We start from the raw sequence: 18,172 nt of genomic DNA on the forward strand, positions 1-18,172 counted from the left end.
AAGGGGACCGCCCCGCTAAGTCCGACGGCGCGTCTCACGCCCGGGTTCTGACTGAGTCACCAAATTCATCAACTCGGGCACCCTAACTGGCCTCACCAGCCAGAACGCCCTACTCGGACCACAACTGAACAACCTCAGCAAGACAGTCAGGGCACCACCCCTGACTCACCGCCGAGGGCGAATACCGGTGCTTGCCACACCGGCCTTCGCCATTCCCCCGAACGTCGCCCGTTCGGAGAAAGAAGCCCCACGTCGTGTCCACAACACGGCGCTCCTGGTGTTGCATCATACCTACCACCAGGAGCGCGGTCTACTCATGCGCGCCGCGACACACCCGCCGCGCCTTCACCCGCCCGCCCTTCAATGCCCGGACATCGCTCGGTGATTTCCTCACCACCGAGCGTTCTCGCAGGTCAATCGGTTGGTCGTCCGCGGCGGTTGTTCGATGACCGCCGCCGCACTCCAAAAGACATCCATTTCCGCTGTTCAGCGGCCTGACTGTCTCGCCTGCTGCCGACCATTCGGTCGTCTTCGCGCACCCCTAGTACCAGGCGACGGACTTCTCGACTGCGTCGAGCTGATCGTCTGCGACCAGTGCTGGCACCTGGCTGGCGGCACCGCGGCCATCCACACCAGAGCGGCGGCCAACGCGGACGGTCAGCTCAAGCCGATCCTGGTCTTCGACCCGGCCATCGAGGCCGTGCTGGCGGCCGCCGACGAGTACGACCAGCTGCACCCCATCGACAGGCTGCTGGTCGAGTCTGGGGTCCGGTGGGCGACGCTTCGGCACATCGCCGTTCCGGCGCGGATGCGCCTGGCGGCCGAGATCCTTCGCCGCGCTGCGCCCGAGTACACCCGCGTGGCCGACTCGGCCGATGTGTGGCTGGGCGCCGTTGAAGACCGCATCCGGCAACAGAGCGGGTCGGGCCAGGAGTTCCGGTACAACGCGAAGCGGCGACGCTGGTGGCGGATCTGCAATGTGCTCCGCTGCTGTTCAGACCAGGGGCGCCGACCACTGACCTGGGTGACCCAGTCGGAGATCGCGGCCACCGTTGGCTGCTCGGACCGGACAGTCCGGCGCTGCGTGGCGTGGCTTCAGCGCGAGGCATTGCTGTGGGAGATCCTGCCCGGCTGCCAGCTGCCCCGGAAGGAGGCCCCCGACGGCGAGAGCGCCGCGGAACGGGCAGAGCGGGAACGCCGGGAGGCGGAGGCGATCGCGGCGGAGGACGCGGCGATCGCGCGCGCGCGAGCCGAGCTCGACGCCGTCCGCGCCGGCCTCCGCGGCCGCCGTGCCGTTGCAGCCGCCCGGCAGACCCTCGAACTCGAGCTGAGCGTCGACGTCGAGTGTGAAGTGCAGGTCGATGAGCCGGCCCTCGTCCAGCTCGCGCCCGTCTACGAGCTACGCGTTCCGCTCGCTGCCCAGGAGTTGGAGGAGGCCGATGCCCTCGTCGACGCGTGCGTCAGCGCGGGCGACCAGCTGTTGCACGAGCACGCCGACGAGCGCATCCATCCGGCCAATCTGTTCATCTACGGCGCGGTCACGGCGGTCTACGCCAGCGGAGCTCACACCGTCCACGCCCCGATGGACCTCGTGGAGTGGGCGCCCACCACAAAGTCGATCTGCTCAGACTGCGGACCGGTCGCCGGGTACCTGCGGTACAACCCCCTAGGCGCTGACCTGCACAAACATCAAAATGTCCACCCCCCGCAGGTGTGTAACCAAGATCAAGTGAAGTCCAGTTCCGTACAACCTGTGGATAACCGACCGGCTTCGCCGGGCAGAGACAAGAAGGGGTCTTCTTCGATCAAAAAGGGGCCTGAGTCGGCCGCTGGTGGACGAACTCGGCATTCCGGGGGTGATCGGAAGCGCGCGAACCAGTCCGAGGCCGTCCGGGCCGCTGACTGGCTTCTCCGCTCGCGTCTGCACCCGGATCTCTGTGTCGCGGTCTCTTGCCGCTGGTTAACAAACGTTATACAGGCCAGTGGCCTGCTCTCCGCCTGGAACACGACGTTCGGCGATGCCCAAGCCGACCTGCTCGACGCCGAGTGGAGCCACGAGGTGCCGACGGCCTGGAACGAGATCGCCGACCTGATCCACGGTGTCCCCGACTACCCCCACCTGCCGCGGTTCATCCGCAACGCGCCTGGCTGGATTAAGGCTCGGTTCGCCCGCGCTGACCCCCACATACCACCAAGCAAGGCAAAGATCATCCGTCGAATTGAGTCGACCAGTCCGACCCTTCAGCAGCGCCGACAGGCCACGATCGAAGCGTCGCGGCAAGCCGAAATCTCGGCGCGCCGCGCCGCCATCGAAGACTGCCAGCTGTGCGACGAGTACGGGTTCTTCGCCGTCGACCCGGCCGATCCGAACGCGCCTCTCGCTAAGTGCAACCACGACCCCGGAACCAGCGGGTGGTGAGTGAAGTGCGCAGAATTGCGTCCGATGGAAGCCGTTCGCGGGGCACGGCCAGGTGACCTGCGGCAACGTAGCAGCTGCCAACGTGGCTTCGACGACTTCCTGAACAGCGGATTTGCTGCCTGCCTTGCGGCTGATGGAAGTTCACTCCGTCTGACGTAGGGCGCGGGTGGAGGTCGAGCCGCCGGGCTCGCCCGGCTGGAGCTGGTCACCGGCGTCGCGCTGTTGCGTCCCAAGGACGCGGTGCCGGAGGCGATGCTGGCGGGCTGGGCGAACCAACGAGTACCGGTGGACCTGGACCGCCGAGCACGTCGACGAGTGGATGTCATACCTGATCTTCGAGCGTCGGCCGGTCATCTCCCACGCTCTGTTCGCGGGGGAGGGCCGCCCGGTCTACGACCTGGACGAGGTCGTAGACGAGCTGTCCGGGCAGGTGCAGTTCGGGCCTGCGCCCGCTGGGCGAAGGACGTCCAGGTGCTGATTGCGATGCCAGCGGCGCTGGAGATCACGCGCGGTCGGGTGTCCCGACGTGGGTGCCGCAGATGCTGGCCACCCTCCGACGGGTGCCGCCGGCGACTTGGCGAATGGCCCCCGTATTTCATGCATAATAGGAATTATGCATGAAACACCTTGATTCGACGGGCCCGCCAAAGTCAAAAGACACAACAGCGTCAACGCATCGCATGATTCCGCAGAAGTGACTCAACTTCACCTAACTTGGCCACTAGCAATGATCCGTCTTTCGACGAAACAAGAAATGGTGCTTTCGACAGAAAAAAGCTTCGCTTGAAGGGATCCTCTGCTTGGACCGCAAATGTGCGAGCACCTACCTGGCGCGCCATCTGTACAGCATTCATAATGGCGCTGCGTAGCATAGCGCCACCTGCCTCATCTAGGTGCAGTTGCTGATCCAGAGCAAAGCGAGCAAGCAACAAGGCTGGCAAACTTGAGCTAGATGTCGCGGATCCGACCGCCGAAGCACTGAGCGCCACAGGTGCCAGAGAATAGTAGCCAAGCACCCTGCCGCTTGAGTCATCGAACACGTAGATCGATGACTGCGTGGATCGCTGACCAACCACTGCATTCTGTGCCAACCATGAATCGTCGGCTTCGTTACCGCTGGAAAACGATGCTACATCATCTTCCGGGGCAAGCAGCCGAAATGTCGGATTGCCAGAAAATTCAAAGCTGCGTGACGTTCCCTCGCGACCCGCCTGGGAGAGTACGTCTGCCGCTTCCGCTCCGGAATCCTGCGATATAATCGCAGCTATCGATGTACCGGCATCGGCTAGCGCGATCCACCGCACATATTCGGGGGTGTTGCGGCCCAACTTATCGTCGATCACGAGCCGCAAATGCGCGGCAGCGATGTGCTCCTCCGTCAAAACGATTGAGTCATCCACCTGCAGCAGCCTTCCTGTCTGTTTCCGGCAGGTCGACCAGCAACTTGTCTAACACCTGCCCCTGGAAGACATCTAGTAACAGGTATTCATCTTGTCGAGCCAGGTTTGAGCGGGCCAGTTTGGTCAACAGCTTGAGCCCGGCCACTCGTTTGGCCACCGATTCACTTAAGGCAAGGTCTGCGGCCCAGGTGAATCGACGCCACCACTCTTCGCGTCGCCCTGCGAGTTCACGTTGCTCAGTAGCGCGATCGTTGCCTCGAGCCGCATGCCGGACACCAACTAGGGCGCAGCCCGCAGTGATGACCCCCGCAGCCAACGACAGGCCTACCTGAAGCCAAGGGTTCATGATCACCTGCAATCGTCGACCCGTCATGCGTCATACTGGCACAGTCACCTCGCACGCTCGCGGCGCAACACGACAAAATCGCCAACGCGCGTGTGGCTCCCGGCGGGCGCCGATAACATACCTTATGTCAAGTAGTGCTGATCCTAGGCTGCTCTCGACGACGAGCCTCCTCCACCCGGACGGCCAGATGCTCCAGTACGGAGGCGAGGCCGGCGGCCACGACGAGGTGGTCCTGCGGTGCCGCCGCCGCGGTCTGCAGCGCGGCTTCCTCCGGATGGACCAGGTCCGGCCTGCCTAGAAGCCCACGGCCTTACACGTCCTGGGGTTGATGCACATCGCGAACTCGTCGCCGGTCACCGGGTCCTTGAGCACCTGCAAAAACGCGCGGAACTTCACCCAGTCGGCGGCGGGATAGACCACCCCGCACAGCCCGCACTCCGCGGCGTCGAGCGGGTGCGAGTCCATCAGGGCGCGCAGTGCCCGGTCTTCGGTCGCTCGCGGGGACGTCCCGTAGCCGCAACGACACCAGGCACGAGACTGCTTCCCGCTGGGGCTGAACCCGGCCATCCAATGCACGACCGCGGGTGCGATCGCCGCGGTTGGCCGGGGCACCGGATCGAGCTGGTCCAGCCCGTAGCGGCTCGTCAGGTCCGCTGCCATCGCGCGGGCGACGGCAGCTTCGGCCGGCGGTGTGCCAGGGTGCGCTGCCCGGACCGTGAGGGCGCGCACCCGCCGTCGGATCTTGTCGAGGGGCACGGTCACCGCAGGCTCTTCTCTCGGTCGCGGATGATCTCGTGGACCTTCTGGTCGTCGACGGAGATCGAGTTCAGCTGCGTCAGGATCGCGTCGAACATGATCGGGTCCCAGCCCTAGTAGTCCGGGTGCCGGTTGATCCGCTGGAGGTCGAGGATGAGCAGCATCGCGACGTACGGGCCGGTCGCCTGCTTCATCCGCTCCCCTGCGTTCTCGCGCCGCCGCAGCTCGGGCATCTCCGCGTCGGAGAGCACGTGCGGCTCGGGGCCACTGTTCGTGGCGTGCCAGACGACACCCTTCAGCAACTCCACGCTGAAGGGGCCAGATTCGAGGACGGTGCGCTCCCCCGCCGCCTCGCGGTCGCGGAGCTCGGAGAGGTAGGCCGTCTGCTCCTCGGGCGTCATCTGGAGCTCCCGAGCGGCTGACCGGGGCCAAGCTGGATCTTCCGGAACTGGTCGACGGCGCTGTGCTCGAGCTGCGGGTAGCCGAGGACGTCGGCGAGGCCGACAAAGTCGTTGCGCGCGATGAAGCCGTGGCACCCGTCGCAGGTTACCCATCCGGTTTCGGTCAGCCCTCCGGGGCGAGCTCCACCTGGACGCCGCCGATCTCGACCGGCAACGTCCCCTTCCTCGGGTAGTACCAGGCCGGTGGGTGCTGCTCCGTCGACGATGCGGTACGCGTACTCGGTCTGCCGGAGGTCTTCGGGGCCTCGGCGGCCGCATGCGGCCGGTCGGCAGCGACACGCGCGACGGTGTCGCGGTGCCGCTTGGTGGCCAGCTCCGAGCCGAGCAGCTATTCCCGGGCCAGGGCCGCGGACATCCACTCTCGCAACTGGCCAGCGGCCGCGTCGCGGCTGGCGTGCGCGGCGGCGATCAGCCGGGGCATCCCGCCAGTGAGCTCACTGTACTGGCGCCGCTCGAACGCGTGCTGCGCCTGTTCCAGCGCCAGCTGAAGCGTCACCAGCGGCACGGGCGCCGCCGGGACCTGCGTTGCCCGACCCGGCATCCGGCCGAGTTGCATTACGGTGCCGCCGTCGACGGGGCTGCGGCCCGTCGATGCGCCGGCCGCCACGCTGTGGTTGCCGGCCGAACCCAGCGTGGACATCACCCGCCTGCTCCGCACGCTCGCCGCGGCCGTGACCGGGCACAGCAATGCTCGGTGGACCGACGCGCCGGGTGACCGGCGAGTCGGGCGTCACCCACTACCGCCAGTGCGCCGGGGACCCGAAAGCGCGCGCCGCGCACACGGCCGACACACCACGTCGTGGCGCAGACCCGGTCGGCGAGGCCGACTTCGGCCCGGATGAGCCAAGCGCAGCTGTTCGCCACCCTGCGCGCCGGGCTCCGGCTCACCGCTGCCCCGTCGTCGAGCTGAGCATGACCACGTGACGGCCGCCCCGCGGACGACCTGCCAAAGCACACCGACCAGTCGCTCAACGCCTCGCTCCCCGTACCGCACCACAGCGTCCATCTACGATTCCCCTGTTGAGGAGCGTGAGAGCCCTGGTCAGCTGCAGCTAGGCCACGACCACGCTCGCCGAGCGGTTGCGGTGCGGGCTGCGCCGCGGCAGCTTCGCCTCGAAGCTGGACTTGATGCGGCATCGATTGGGGGCTCGTACGGGACCAGCGGTAGCCCTTACCCCAGTGCGCTAACGCTGCGCCTTGAGGACGAAGCACGGCCTCTGTTCCTGCTGGCCCAGGGCCAGCTACCTCGTCCACGTCGCTCTGGGCCTCGAAACGCGGCGGCGCAGTGGCGCCTGTTCGGCGGTGGTGTGTAAAGTCCCAGGTCAGGAGGCTGTCGTGCCGTGCGCGCCCGATAGATGGCTAGGTTGTTCGACGCTCGCCGAAGCGGCGGGCTAGGTGGCAGTGAAATAGTGGCCCGGTGCTACCCCCGGTCAGAATCACCCAGAGCGAGCTAATCGCCTGTATCGGACGTTTCGCCGAAAGGCACCGAATCGCTCAGTGTTGCAGCGCGGGCGACGTGCCGTCTCCGGCGCGGCTCAATCCGCGGGAAACGTTGGCTTACCTGCGCAAACACGCTCTCCAGCCGACGTCGACTTGGGTCACTCGGGCCGATGCACTAGACGCGCCGCTGCTCGTTGTCGCCAGCGGCTGGGACCGCTGGCGCAAGGAGCGCCGCCATCTTCGTGGGGGTCTGAGCTGTGGTCTGACCTACGACCAACTCGGTGACGCTCTGGGGATCGGACGAGACAGCCACCGGCGCGACCCGGGCGATCCCCGCCCCGGACGTCGCCGACGCACCGGCCGTGGCGACCCACACCAGCCAGCTCGTCACCGCCTGACCACACTCGACGCTCTACTGCGCTACGACGAACCGGACCAGGAGCTCTCCCGCGCCGGACGTCGACACCAGCCCCACCTCCGTGATGACCCGAGATGGGACTGGCTCGCCGAGCACCGCGGCCAACTGGCTGAGATCGTGCACGGCCTGGCCGACGCCGCGATCCAGCATCGCGTCAGCATCCGGGGGTGGCTGAATGAGCTGCTCGCCGACGTTGTCGACGAGGCACTCACGCCGTCGACGATGGCCCTGCTTGGGCTGGTGATCGCCGAGACGCGCACGGCCCGTCCGGTGGTCGAGCTGACGACTACCCACACCGTGCACCGCCTTCTGCTGGCTGGAGATGATCTGCGGTGTCGGTTCTCCGGGATCGGCTGCCATGCCCACTGGCAGTCCGCTCCCCCGCCCGTCGATGTGGCCCCACTGGTCCGGGAAATCGCTCGTCGCCGGGAGCGCCATGATGACCCACGCGTGGGGCAACTACCTGCTCCTGACGCTGCGGCGGCAACGGACGTCTTGCTGTTCCTCGAGCGTTCGCCGGCGACGAACCGTGGCGTGCGCGCGTTCGACCATCTGGCTGGCCTCGCTCTGGGCAACGCGCTGTGGTGGCAGGACCGCGCTGACGAGCTGACAGCGTTGAAGCTCGGGTTGGGAGCCGGACAGGCCAAAGACGTGCTCCGCCGGCAGATCGGTTCGTGTTTGGCGATTGCGCGTGGTCAAGGGGTTCAAGATCGCGTAGATCGGCTGGACAGCCTGATGAGCCGGGGTTACCCCGATGAGAAAGTCCAACGGGCACGCCGCTCGCCGCAAGAAGCGCCAATCGCCCGTGAACAGCACTGGGTGAATGCCCACCAGGATGTGCTCCATCGTGCTGCGGCGGGACTGCTGGCTGCTCGCCGGGTGCTTGGGGGACGTGAGGACGAGGCGCAGGAGTGGCTGACGCTGCTGGCCGGCGAGTACGCCGACGGCAGCTACTCCCCCGCATCCCTTGTGACCTTCGCGTTCGCCGCTGATGAGGTCGAAGACCTGATGGCCGAGGAGGCGATCCGGCCGGCCCGAATCCTGCGCCGGCTGCTGCCCGGGGAGTGGTGGGTGGCGGGCGTGCTGGCGCTGATGCTCGCCGGCACGTTGAAGTCGTCTGCGATCCGACAGCTGCTGGCGGAGGTTGACCAGTTCCCGACCGTGGCCCGGATTCGGAGTACGACTCGACCTTCCCCAGCCGAGCACAGCTGATCAGCAATCCAGGTAGACAGCGTGCCGGACTCTCCCATCCGCCGTAGAGCGATACAGGAGAGCCCGGCGAGCCGGTTGCCCGGCCGCCGGACCCGATTAGGCCTTAGCATCCTTCTTCGCCCCGGGCTTGGTGTCCTTCTTCCCCGGGAGGAAGTCATTGAGGATCGGCGCGATCCACGTGGATCGTTTGTCCATCCCCAGTTCGTCTTCCAGTTGCCGCAGAACCGCCTCGTGCTGAGGCTTGGGTTTGAACTGCACCTGCCCCTCGCTGCCCCCCCCGACGTAACGAGCCTTCGACTCATCCGGCGCGAACAGTTCGTTGACCTCGCCGAGGTAGTACTTCGACTCGTCGATGATCCGCCGCAGGTCTTCTCGTCGCGCCGCGAGCGCGCGGAAAACCACGTCGCGGCTCTGCAGCCGCTCCTTGTGCTTGTATTCGTCGAAGCGCTTCCTCACGGACAAGCTCACGTAAACCGTGACCTGAGCCGGCTCGTTCGAGGTTCGCTGAGCGCGAGGACGACGGCGCGGCGGAGGGGCTATCTCCTCGCCCGTGGTGTCCTCCACCGATCGGTCACGACGCCGCGGAGTGCGTTTCTCCGTGGCCACTGGGACCGTCGAAGGCTCCTCGTCACCAGTCGGATCAGGGTCGTCAGCGTCCAGAAGGCTGCCGAGGCCGGCGCCTCGGCCGCCTCCGAAGGCGGCGCCGAGTCCTCCGGACAGCTTCTTGTCTTCCAAGGTCACGGCCATACTCCTTCGGTCTTCATCTGCCGCTGCCGCGCGGCGGCCTCTTTGAATGCCTCAGCTGCGAGGTTCGCGTAGTCCTGTGCCAGGCCGATGGATGTGGCACTGACCTCCCTCGGGTTGTTCTTCACCTCGTCCTCCAGCTCAAACGCCAGCTTCCCGTACTTCCGGCTCTGTACCGCCACCGTTTCAGCGGAGCGAATGACCGTGGTGAAGACCTGGGCGGCGTCACCCAACAGGTCCTTGACGTCGTTGCGGAACTGCTTGTGGATGAGGGTGCTGCGGGATCCGCTGTCGAACAGGAAAACACCGAGCAGCTGGATGTAGGGATTGAACTGTGTCTCCGGGGAGTCGGGATCGCCTTTCACCGCTGTGAACTCCACTGCCAGCTCCCGCAGCCCGGTCTGGGACGCACGGTCGCTGTTCATCGGCGCAAGGACCCATCGCGACGCCACCAGCGCCAGCCTCATGAGGAACGGGTTCTCGGGAGGACTGTCGATCACTATGAGTTTGTAGTCATCGGCAACCTCTTCCAGGCTCCGCGCAAGCGAGAAGAGCACGTTGTCTGGGCTCGGGCTGCGACCAGCTTCTGGTTCAAGGGTGCGAGTGATTCTGCGAACCATTGGCCCCCCCGGCACCACGTCGAGGTTGGGTCGGACATCCCTGATCGGCTCTAGGGGATCCCCCGTACACACCGCGCGGTACAGGCCGCGGCCTCGGTCGTCCATGCCTTCTTCATCCTGGAAGCCGAGATTCAGTCCGACGTTGCCCTGGCCGTTGAGGTCGACGAGCAACGTCCTCGCGCCGTCTGAGGCGGCGAGGCCAGCGATGTTGGCGGCGGTGGTGGTCTTGCCCACGCCCCCCTTGCCGTTGGCGAACACGTACACGTGACCGAGGCGCGCGAAATCAACCGGGACCACGTCTCGCACGTCCTGGTGGTCAGCGTCTAGGATAGATGCCACGGATCAAGCTCCTCACCAGCCTAAACAACGAAAGGACACTCGCAGTGTTCGACCTCGAGGCAAGCGTCGTGCGAGACGCTTGCTTTGGTCAGCGCCCATGTTGCCATGCGCAGACTCGGATGGGTACAGCGGCACGCCGGTCGGTGTGTAACACGAGCCGCTCTTCACTCTGCGTTGCGTCACCTCCATTACCCCACTTGCTGACGCCTGGTACGAGTTCCACGCTCGCTGGCTGCATGAGCTGCTTAGTGCGACGCAGCGGATGTGGCTGGACGAAAGACATGCTGTGCAGCCTTGACATACGCGCAGCTCAACTGCCGATTACACGTGCGGGTGCACACGTGACATCACGTACACTGCGGCAAGTGTCACGGGACGTGATGTCGCAAGTGATGCCGCAAGTGATCGGTCAAGTCGTACGGCATGTAGAGCGATGCGTGCGATACTGGTATCGATCGCAAGTACACCCAAGCACCTCGTCAAACTCAGGAGTTGTCAAGGTCACGAGTATCGGAGCGCACGTTGTAACGCATCGACGACGCGACTCGCGATCAAGTCAATCATGTAACGCCTCATCACAGACCATGAGCGATGTAGTAGCAGGTGCCGCCCATAGCATTTTTGGAAGCGTGCCCATAGACTCTGGATGGTGCCAGAAGTCGAGTCGGCCTGTATGTAACAGCAAATACTCGTCAAGTAATGTAGCGATGAGTATTATCACTGACAGTGGGAAGTGTCAATTAGGACGTCCAGCTCCTGGTACGTCAATACGCTTCAAAGTAAGCTCATCTATCCGCTAGCGCACAGGCATAATCACCGACTGTACTCTAAGCAAAAAGTTATACTTGTTCGCCAACGCCATACCGCACCTATTGAGAGGTTAAATATTTCGCAGCGTCCCAAGCTTAGCTGCAAACCCTCTCAAAAACGGTGCAATTGATGTGGTACTACGCAGTTGCGTAAGTCCGTCGCTGCACGGTTCCGCTAATGAGGGATGACGTACCACATGAGGATTAGCATTTAGCTCGAGAGGGGACTACATAAGTAGCGTCATAGGTAGCTCGCTATGACGCTAAGCCGAAGGCTTGCACATAAGCGATATGACGAGCGTAAGAGACTTCAAGTGACCGTACAGTGCGTAACGCGTATTCGCTCAGGTGATCAACTGCCTGTTGACAAGTTTGTAGGGGCGCCAGATAGGATGCCTGATTGCAAGCTTGTTTAGTAGTGCTGCGCCGTACGAATGAGATGGCCTTCGGAGACGTCCGCTACAGGGCGTAGAGTGCGACCTCCCACCACACCATATATAACGTCAAAACCAGAGTTCGCCACATAGTCAACTCGTACACGTAGCGGTATGTGGAGCATTAGACGTAATGCCGCGCTGTTACGTGAGTTGATGAAATGGCCGGGCATAGGACTAAAGAACAGGTAACGCATCTAGCTTTTCTCACTTGGGCACTTGACCTCGCGAGCAGCTGACGTGCAGTTATTTTCGTAACGTGACGTAAATGCCTCGGTGTGTCGGGATGGCCGCCGCTCCTATGGTCCCCAATGGAACACACGGGGCCAAACGCGATGCTCAGGGCCCCGCCGAACCGCGATTGTCAAGCCCCCGCGCCCCCGCCGCCGGTGGCGATGCGCCGAACCTGGGCCGGCGAAGCGACCCGCCTCGGGGCAACCCGGGGCGCCCCGCCAGATGCCCCGGAGTTGGCCGAAGTTCGAGGCGTCACCGACCTCGAAAAGGGGGGAGGGATGCGGGCTGCGATCCTGGCGCCGGATGCCGGGCATTTAGGTCGGGACCCCCGCTGCGACGTCCTCTACGCAATGCTGCGCAACGGCACCAAACTACCGACACCCCGAACCAGCACCGGGGGGGTTCCCCGCTGCGGACTTGACAACCACACAGGCCAGCCCCGGAAGCGGGTTTAAGATAGCCGATCATGGCTACAGGCCACGCGCACTCCCGTTCACCGCATCCCGTGCTGAAGGTATCCCTCGAAGTTCGGGTGATGCCGGCACCAGTAATCGGGTTGCCCGCACCGGCACTAGCGGGGAGTGTTGCCAGCGCCAAGTGGGGGGAGGCCGCTCGGGTTGCTTGCCGGCTAGTTCGGGGAGACCTTCCCCCCTGTCCAGCGTATTTGGGCGGTTATGCGCCGCGCAACACACGCGTTTCTTTCGTGGGCACCGATGTCAAGCTCGGCCGCAGCAAGAGGCCAGCCGGGGTGACTTCGACGTTGACGGGATAGACATCGATCACCTTCTTCAGGGCGGCAATGATGTTCTCCTTGAGCTTGTACCGGCCCTTCGGTGTTTTGGAAAATTGATAGCCGAACTGCTCGCCGATGTCTTCCCAGCTGTGAGTAAAGGACTTCCCGGTCCTCTGCAGGAGGAACATTTTGTAGGTCAGCCACGCATAGAGGTCGATCTCCGCGGCGGAACCGAGCAGCTTGACAATCTCCAGGTTCAGCGGCACGGGGCTCCTCACGATCTCTTCGTAGAAGTCGGCGCTGAGTTGCACGTAGGACGGAAACAGCGACTGCTGACCCAACGTGCCGTCGCCGAGGCCCAGGGCCCACGTCTTCGCGATCTTCAAGCTGACACCAGCCTGACGCTGCTCGTTGTTGCCCCTCCACTGATAGGTAATCTCGGCGTTAAACAGCCGCGTCGCCTGTTCCTTGACCCGAGTGCGTGTCCCATTGCGGCCCCCCGTCGCCCGCTGCCCCAGCAGCTTGACCACGAAGTCCGAAAGAGACGTACCAAGCTCGATCTGTCGGCTTTTCGTACGCAGAGCCTCGGCGGTAACCCACATCAGCAGCGCCCGCGGGATGAGGCCGAACGGGTAGCCGTAGGCGCCGTGCTCGCCGTTGGGGCCGAGTTGAACGCCTGGCCGAACGGTGAGCCAGAAGGCCCCGTTGCGGCGGACCCAGACTTCAGTCCCGGGCTTGGGCTCGCGGTAGGGCAGGAACGCCATGGTCAGCGGGGCGGGGTTGAAGGCGAGGGATTCGGGATTGTCGTCGTCGCGCTGGCGCAGGTCGGCTATCCGCTTCGCGCGTTCAAGCGAGTTGCTCTTGGGACGACCTTTGGGCGCCGGCATCGGGCCAGGCTAGTGCTCCGGCGCGCTGACGTTGCGACGGCACGCCGAAGAACGGCGCAGGTCAGAGCGCTCGAACGCCGATTTCTGGTCACCTTCCGTTACGCATAAGAGGGGGATCGGGCCGGTGTTCGGCCCGTGAGCTGCGGAGATCACGACACGGCGGAGTGACGTCCCCGGCGGCCCCGGGGAGGCGCTGCGTGTTGTCCACGCATAAGAGGGGGACCGCCAGACTCGCATCGGTCAGATAGGCATTAGAGGGGGACGGTCTGAGCGCGCAAAATTCGCTGAACGTACTAGCGGGAACACTTAACGTGACTACCTGCTTGTGCTCAAGGCAGCGGACGGGAACGAATCGGAGTTGTCCACGCATAAGAGGGGGAACGATGCCCTTCGGTACGCGCACGGCGATCGTTGTCTGCCGTCCACGCCAACTTGTCCAGACATAAGAGGGGGATCTGAGGCTTCCGAGTGTGGATAACCGCGGCAGATCGGGCGTGTCCACGCATAAGAGGGGGAACGCCGGTGCCTCGTTCGCCGGGGTGGAGGGGCATAAGAGGGGGAACGAGGGGCATAAGAGGGGGAACGACCTCGACGTCGTCGCAGGTCAGACCCCGTGTCCGCGGCTCCCTAGTAGTTGTTCCTAGTAGGGATCTCTTTTCTTGTAGTAGGGGACGTTGTCAGTGGTTGTCTCGTCCGGCTGAAGTTGTCGGTGTCCGGAGCTAGTTGTCGGTGGTGGTGTCGGTGTCCAGAGGTACTTGTCGGGGCGGGCGAGGCGGCGCCGGCGCCTCCCGAGAGAATGCCGCCATGCCGACGCTTGATCATCTCCCTGGCGGGACGCCGCAGGCGCTGGCCGAGCGGTTCGAGCTCGCGTACGCCGACGAGCGCGGGGAGCAGCGCGTTCCGCTGACCGAGGGCTGGTCAGTGCCGTTTGAGGCCTGCTCGCCGGTCCGCGGGTCCCGTCGTACAAGGAGCAGCGCCCACTTCAACGGCCGCTGGTGGACGGCCACGCCCGGCACGTTGGTGGCTACGAGTCCTGGCTCGAGCGCGACCGGCTGGTGCTCCTGCACTTCGATCCGGACGTCGTCGGCATCGCCTCGCAGCCGTTTGGCTGTTCTGGACCACTGCGGAGGACAAGGCCCGCTCCCACGCGCCGGACTACTTCGCACGCCTCGCTGACGGGTCCGCTCTGGTGCTCGACGTCCGCGCGGCGCACCGGATCAAGCCCCCAGACCAGGTCGCGTTCGACGCCACGGCCGCGGCCTGCGCGGCGCTTGGCTGGCGCTACAAGGTGGTCGGGGCGCCACCGGAGTTGTTGCTGGCAAACGTGCGCTAGCTGGCCGGCTACCGACATCCACGCCATCACCTGCACAACGTTGCCGCCGCGCTGCGCGCGGCGTTCGCCCCTCCGGCCGCGCTGCTGGACGGCCCCGAGGCGGTGGGCGACCGATCGCGGTGCTGCCGGTGCTGTTCCACCTGCTCTGGCGCCAGGAACGGCACGTCGAGCTGTCCAGGCCGCTGCACCCGGAGGTCGTGGTCACGGCCGTGGCGGTGGGCTGATGACCTCGGCGGGCGCGGTGCTGCGGGTCGGTGACCGGGTCACCTTCGACGGCGACGAGCACCTGGTCGTCGCCAGGCACCCGGCCACGACTTGCACACGAGCACCGCGGATACAACCGCGCCCTCACCAGCCCCCTTCGGCCAGCCCGCGCAGCGGACGCCCACAACGAGGCCCAGGTCCAAGCCGACCGTTGATCCTTGCCAAACCTTCCAGATCGGTCAACCCGGCCTCCAACCCGGGTAGTGCGCTATCGTGATCCTGGCTGAACACACCGGCCTGACTCAGAGCCAGCGGCCCACCCACGCGGGGCCACGGCGACGACGACAAGGGGCCGAGCGAAAGCTCTGGACTCGTGTGCGTGTAACGCTTCCGCTGTCGACATTCCCCGGCGGGATGCGTGGGGTCCCCTGAGCCGCAAGGGAAAGACGATGACCGCGAACGAACGTTTCAAGCGCCGCGCCCGCAAGTACGCCAACGACAACGGCATCAGCCCAGCCGCCGCCACCCGAATCCTGCGCGAGCAGTACGCCGCGCGCCAGGACATCGCCGACCAGTCGCCCACTCCACCTGACAGCACCAGCTTGGACCAGCTCCTCTCTGCGGCGGACCAGAACGAAGGGACCGCGCGGCCTGCCGGCCACCAACGCGGTGGTGAGGACAAGACCTCGACCACCATCGACTTCACCGCTCTGGCTCATGTCATCGACACCACCAAGGGGACTGCTCCCAAAACCGATCCAAAGGTCCTGCTCGGCGCCGCCCTCGCCGCCCGCACGCGGCGCGACAACCAGATCGAGGTCGACGTCAACGCCGCTATCGAACGCGGGGAGCGGCTTCTCGCTCAGCGGTCGATCATGGCTTACTGGGTCACGTGGCTGGTCCAGGCCGCAGACACTGACATCCCGCAGGACGTTGCCAGCTGGCTGTACGAGCACCACGGCCGATCGCTGAGCAAAGCCCAGCAGTCGGCCCTGACCACGCTGCTGGCCGATCCTCATCTCCGCAACGAGGACGTTGTCACGGTGGTCAACGACGACGAGATCACCGAGCTGTTCGTGAGCGGCCTCGTCAGCCTGCTCGACGATATGGTCGGCTCCGCGCCCACTGAACACTCGGCGAACAGGGGAAGCCCCTCTGCAGCGGGGAACAGCGACTCGCCCTCAGCACTGCAACACAGCAACGAGGACACCTGGCCGCTCTTCCAGGTTGCCCCGTCACTTTCCTCCGGCACGACCACCTGGGAAGCCTTGCAGGCCAAGATGGGACCAACCACCCATCAGGCCCAGTTCAAGAACGCCCTGAAACGCTCGTTGCACGACCTGACAGACCTGTTCGACGCCCACCGTCGTCGCGAGATGGCACCCCCGCCTGAGTGGCTGTCCCGAGGTTCCACGTTGCCGATCCCGCCCGAGGAATCCGCCAACTAAGTCCGGACAGGACGAGCGACCCTCGTCCGCACCTAGTTGGCGACCGCACTCCGGGTCCGACAGGTTCGGCCGGACAGGACATCTGCCGTTGTCCGGTCCGCGCGAACCCTTCGGTGTCCGGAGATAGTTTTCGGGAGCGGGTTCGGGGTGCGGGGCTAGTTCGCGGGGCGGTGGCGGCCCTACCGGTGGTCGTCGGGAGAATGCCGCGGTGCCGGGTCTGGATCTCGTGCCTGGTGGCGAGCCGCCGATGAGCCCGAGCCGCGCGTTCGTGCCGTTCCGCGGCCTGCGCGCTCTCCACCGCCGTGGGGCGTAGGCCGCGTGGCGCATATCTGGAAGCCCCCCAGCTCAGGCGCAGTGCCCGGCTGCCGGCCGTTCGTCTTCGCGGACCCGGCGCCGAGACTGAAGGCCGGATCAGGTTCCGGCCGACTGCGTCGGGATCAGGTCCGGAGCCGCACTGAGGCAGGTGCGGTCCCGGCCGCCCCTCTTGGCCTCGTACAGTGCAGCGTCGGCCAGCCGCAGTAGGTCGTCGAGGTCCTCAACGCCGGGAACGGGGAACAACGCCGCGCCGATCGACACGGTCAGGCCGGCCACCTCGAAGCTTTCGCGATCGGCATCGCCGCCGGGAACCTCCACGACCAGCGAGTGAACGCGGCGGCGGATACGCTCGGCCACCGCGAGCAGGTTGGGCGGCGTCCCGACATCGGGGATCAGGATCGCGAGTTCGTCTCCGCCGAAACGACCGCAGATGTCCTGTTCACGGGTCTCCGCTCGCAGCGCGTCGCCGACCGCGGCGAGGACTTGGTCGCCGACGAGGTGTCCGCCGCGCTTGTCGTTGATGTTCTTGAAGTGGTCCAAGTCGAGCATAAGCATGCCCAGCGTCCCGTTGCGGTCCTGCGCGCGGGCCAGCGCCTGCTCGGCGAGTTCGTGCCACCAGCCCGCGGTGGCCAGCCCCGTCTTGGTATCGGTGCGCGCCTTGTGCTGGAACTGGTGCAGCAGCAGGCTGCGGTGCATCGCGACCAGCGCGACAACGACGCCTGCGAGCACGACCGGGTGGCCGACGACCAGGGTGGCGGCCACCAACCCGAGGCCCATGGTGCCGGCCTCGGACAGGTGCTCGCTGAAGTTGCGCAGGAGATCGGCGACGGTGGCCTTCGTGTTGCTGATGAGGATCGCGGCGAACACCAGGCCGGCGTTGACCAGCCACCGCATGACCCCGGCGAGAGCGATCACCGTGAGGTCGACCAGCCCCGCCGGCAGCGCAGTCTGCGGAACGCCGGGGTAGTGGTGCATCCCGAGCGCGAGCACAGCGACCGCGGCCTGGGTACCGCACAGCACCGTCGCGCCGGAAAACACCCAGCGGTACAGCGGGACCGGCCGCTCGTGCGGCCAGATCCGCCACCACGCGACGACGTAGGTGAGGATGACCATCGCCGAGGCCAGCACCGGCGGCAGCACCAGCACCGCGGCGAAGGACCAGACCGACTTCGTGTCCAAGTACGGGGATGCCGACCCGCGCCAATACTCCCGCTGCCGCTCGATCCGGCGGGTGACCTCGATGTACACGACGGCGCACAACGCCAGCACGCCGAAGCGGGTCAGGTCGGTGCGGGTGACCGGCAACAGGAAGGCGGTCGCGACCGCGACCGCCGCGGCGAAGGCGTAGACGACAAGCACGTAGGACCGGACCTGCGACGGGGCCTGCCACAGACCCCAGCCCGTGACCCATCGGTATGGTCTGCCTACCTGCCCCTGCACCAGCCCTCACCTGCATAAAGAGCGCAGCTTGCCCGCACCCGAGCTTCACCGTAACCGAATCTGTACGCCGCGTCGCCGCTGTGAGCAGGGACGATGATGGACGCGGCCGGAATGCACCCTGTTAGCCGAACGGACAAGCTTCTCCCGGAGGGAGGAGGTGTGCCCGCCATGCGCGACGTG

Annotated in this window: 13 protein-coding genes; 4 read left to right on the forward strand and 9 right to left on the reverse strand. The window is 65.5% G+C overall.

Annotated elements, in window-relative coordinates; all coding sequences use genetic code 11:
• The first annotated feature begins 445 nt into the window (after positions 1-445).
• Entirely contained in the window at positions 446-2,419 is a 1,974-nt protein-coding gene (locus ACLJOU_RS25395; protein ID WP_410570530.1) for a hypothetical protein, read from the forward strand.
• Between the two features lie 668 nt (positions 2,420-3,087).
• Here the strand turns inward: ACLJOU_RS25395 and ACLJOU_RS25400 are convergent.
• From ACLJOU_RS25400 to ACLJOU_RS25420, 5 genes are all read right to left on the reverse strand, one after another.
• A complete protein-coding gene (locus tag ACLJOU_RS25400; RefSeq protein ID WP_410570532.1) occupies positions 3,088-3,819 on the reverse strand; it encodes a hypothetical protein in 732 nt (243 codons plus the stop codon).
• Positions 3,812-4,192 carry a hypothetical protein gene (locus ACLJOU_RS25405; RefSeq protein WP_410570533.1) on the reverse strand — a complete coding sequence of 127 codons (381 nt, stop codon included), beginning with the start codon at positions 4,190-4,192 and terminating at the stop codon, positions 3,812-3,814. The genes ACLJOU_RS25400 and ACLJOU_RS25405 overlap by 8 nt, the downstream gene beginning before the upstream one ends.
• Positions 4,193-4,459: 267 nt before the next feature.
• Complete coding sequence (locus tag ACLJOU_RS25410) at positions 4,460-4,927, reverse strand: DUF2786 domain-containing protein (protein ID WP_410570535.1); 468 nt, start codon at positions 4,925-4,927, stop codon at positions 4,460-4,462.
• 107 nt (positions 4,928-5,034) lie between these two features.
• Entirely contained in the window at positions 5,035-5,322 is a 288-nt protein-coding gene (locus tag ACLJOU_RS25415) for a hypothetical protein (protein WP_410570537.1), read from the reverse strand.
• Positions 5,323-5,710: 388 nt separating this feature from the next.
• Positions 5,711-6,022 (reverse strand): hypothetical protein, encoded by a 312-nt coding sequence (locus ACLJOU_RS25420; RefSeq protein ID WP_410570538.1) that lies wholly within the window; start codon positions 6,020-6,022, stop codon positions 5,711-5,713.
• Positions 6,023-7,357: 1,335 nt separating this feature from the next.
• Here ACLJOU_RS25420 and ACLJOU_RS25425 point away from each other — a divergent pair.
• Positions 7,358-8,452: a hypothetical protein gene (locus ACLJOU_RS25425; protein ID WP_410570539.1), complete on the forward strand. Its 1,095-nt coding sequence runs from the start codon at positions 7,358-7,360 to the stop codon at positions 8,450-8,452.
• Between the two features lie 96 nt (positions 8,453-8,548).
• Here the strand turns inward: ACLJOU_RS25425 and ACLJOU_RS25430 are convergent, their stop codons facing one another.
• The 3 genes from ACLJOU_RS25430 to ACLJOU_RS25440 form a co-directional block, all read right to left on the reverse strand.
• Positions 8,549-9,193 carry a hypothetical protein gene (locus ACLJOU_RS25430; protein ID WP_410570541.1) on the reverse strand — a complete coding sequence of 215 codons (645 nt, stop codon included), beginning with the start codon at positions 9,191-9,193 and terminating at the stop codon, positions 8,549-8,551.
• A complete protein-coding gene (locus ACLJOU_RS25435; RefSeq protein WP_410570543.1) occupies positions 9,190-10,122 on the reverse strand; it encodes a ParA family protein in 933 nt (310 codons plus the stop codon). Before ACLJOU_RS25435 ends, ACLJOU_RS25430 begins: the two co-directional genes overlap by 4 nt.
• Before the next feature lie 2,182 nt (positions 10,123-12,304).
• Positions 12,305-13,252 (reverse strand): replication protein RepA, encoded by a 948-nt coding sequence (locus ACLJOU_RS25440; RefSeq protein WP_410570545.1) that lies wholly within the window; start codon positions 13,250-13,252, stop codon positions 12,305-12,307.
• Between the two features lie 1,189 nt (positions 13,253-14,441).
• Between ACLJOU_RS25440 and ACLJOU_RS25445 the strand changes: the two genes are divergently transcribed.
• Together ACLJOU_RS25445 and ACLJOU_RS25450 are read left to right on the forward strand one after the other, a co-directional pair.
• The gene (locus ACLJOU_RS25445) at positions 14,442-14,585 is read left to right on the forward strand and encodes a hypothetical protein (RefSeq protein WP_410570546.1); all 144 of its coding nucleotides are present in this window, start codon (positions 14,442-14,444) and stop codon (positions 14,583-14,585) included.
• A gap of 653 nt (positions 14,586-15,238) precedes the next feature.
• A complete protein-coding gene (locus ACLJOU_RS25450) occupies positions 15,239-16,237 on the forward strand; it encodes a hypothetical protein (RefSeq protein ID WP_410570548.1) in 999 nt (332 codons plus the stop codon).
• A gap of 411 nt (positions 16,238-16,648) precedes the next feature.
• Here the strand turns inward: ACLJOU_RS25450 and ACLJOU_RS25455 are convergent, their stop codons facing one another.
• On the reverse strand, positions 16,649-17,992 hold the full coding sequence (locus ACLJOU_RS25455; protein ID WP_410570549.1) for a GGDEF domain-containing protein: 1,344 nt from the start codon (positions 17,990-17,992) through the stop codon (positions 16,649-16,651).
• Positions 17,993-18,172: the final 180 nt, after the last annotated feature.

The organism is Amycolatopsis sp. cmx-4-61 (assembly GCF_046548775.1).
Taxonomy (GTDB): domain Bacteria; phylum Actinomycetota; class Actinomycetes; order Mycobacteriales; family Pseudonocardiaceae; genus Amycolatopsis.

Coding starts and splice junctions, on each gene's coding strand:
- ACLJOU_RS25395 (WP_410570530.1), top strand. CDS start 446: ATGACCGCCGCCGCACTCCAAAAGACATCCATTTCCGCTGTTCAGCGG.
- ACLJOU_RS25405 (WP_410570533.1), bottom strand. CDS start 4,192: ATGACGGGTCGACGATTGCAGGTGATCATGAACCCTTGGCTTCAGGTA.
- ACLJOU_RS25415 (WP_410570537.1), bottom strand. CDS start 5,322: ATGACGCCCGAGGAGCAGACGGCCTACCTCTCCGAGCTCCGCGACCGC.
- ACLJOU_RS25420 (WP_410570538.1), bottom strand. CDS start 6,022: ATGTCCACGCTGGGTTCGGCCGGCAACCACAGCGTGGCGGCCGGCGCA.
- ACLJOU_RS25440 (WP_410570545.1), bottom strand. CDS start 13,252: ATGCCGGCGCCCAAAGGTCGTCCCAAGAGCAACTCGCTTGAACGCGCG.
- ACLJOU_RS25450 (WP_410570548.1), top strand. CDS start 15,239: ATGACCGCGAACGAACGTTTCAAGCGCCGCGCCCGCAAGTACGCCAAC.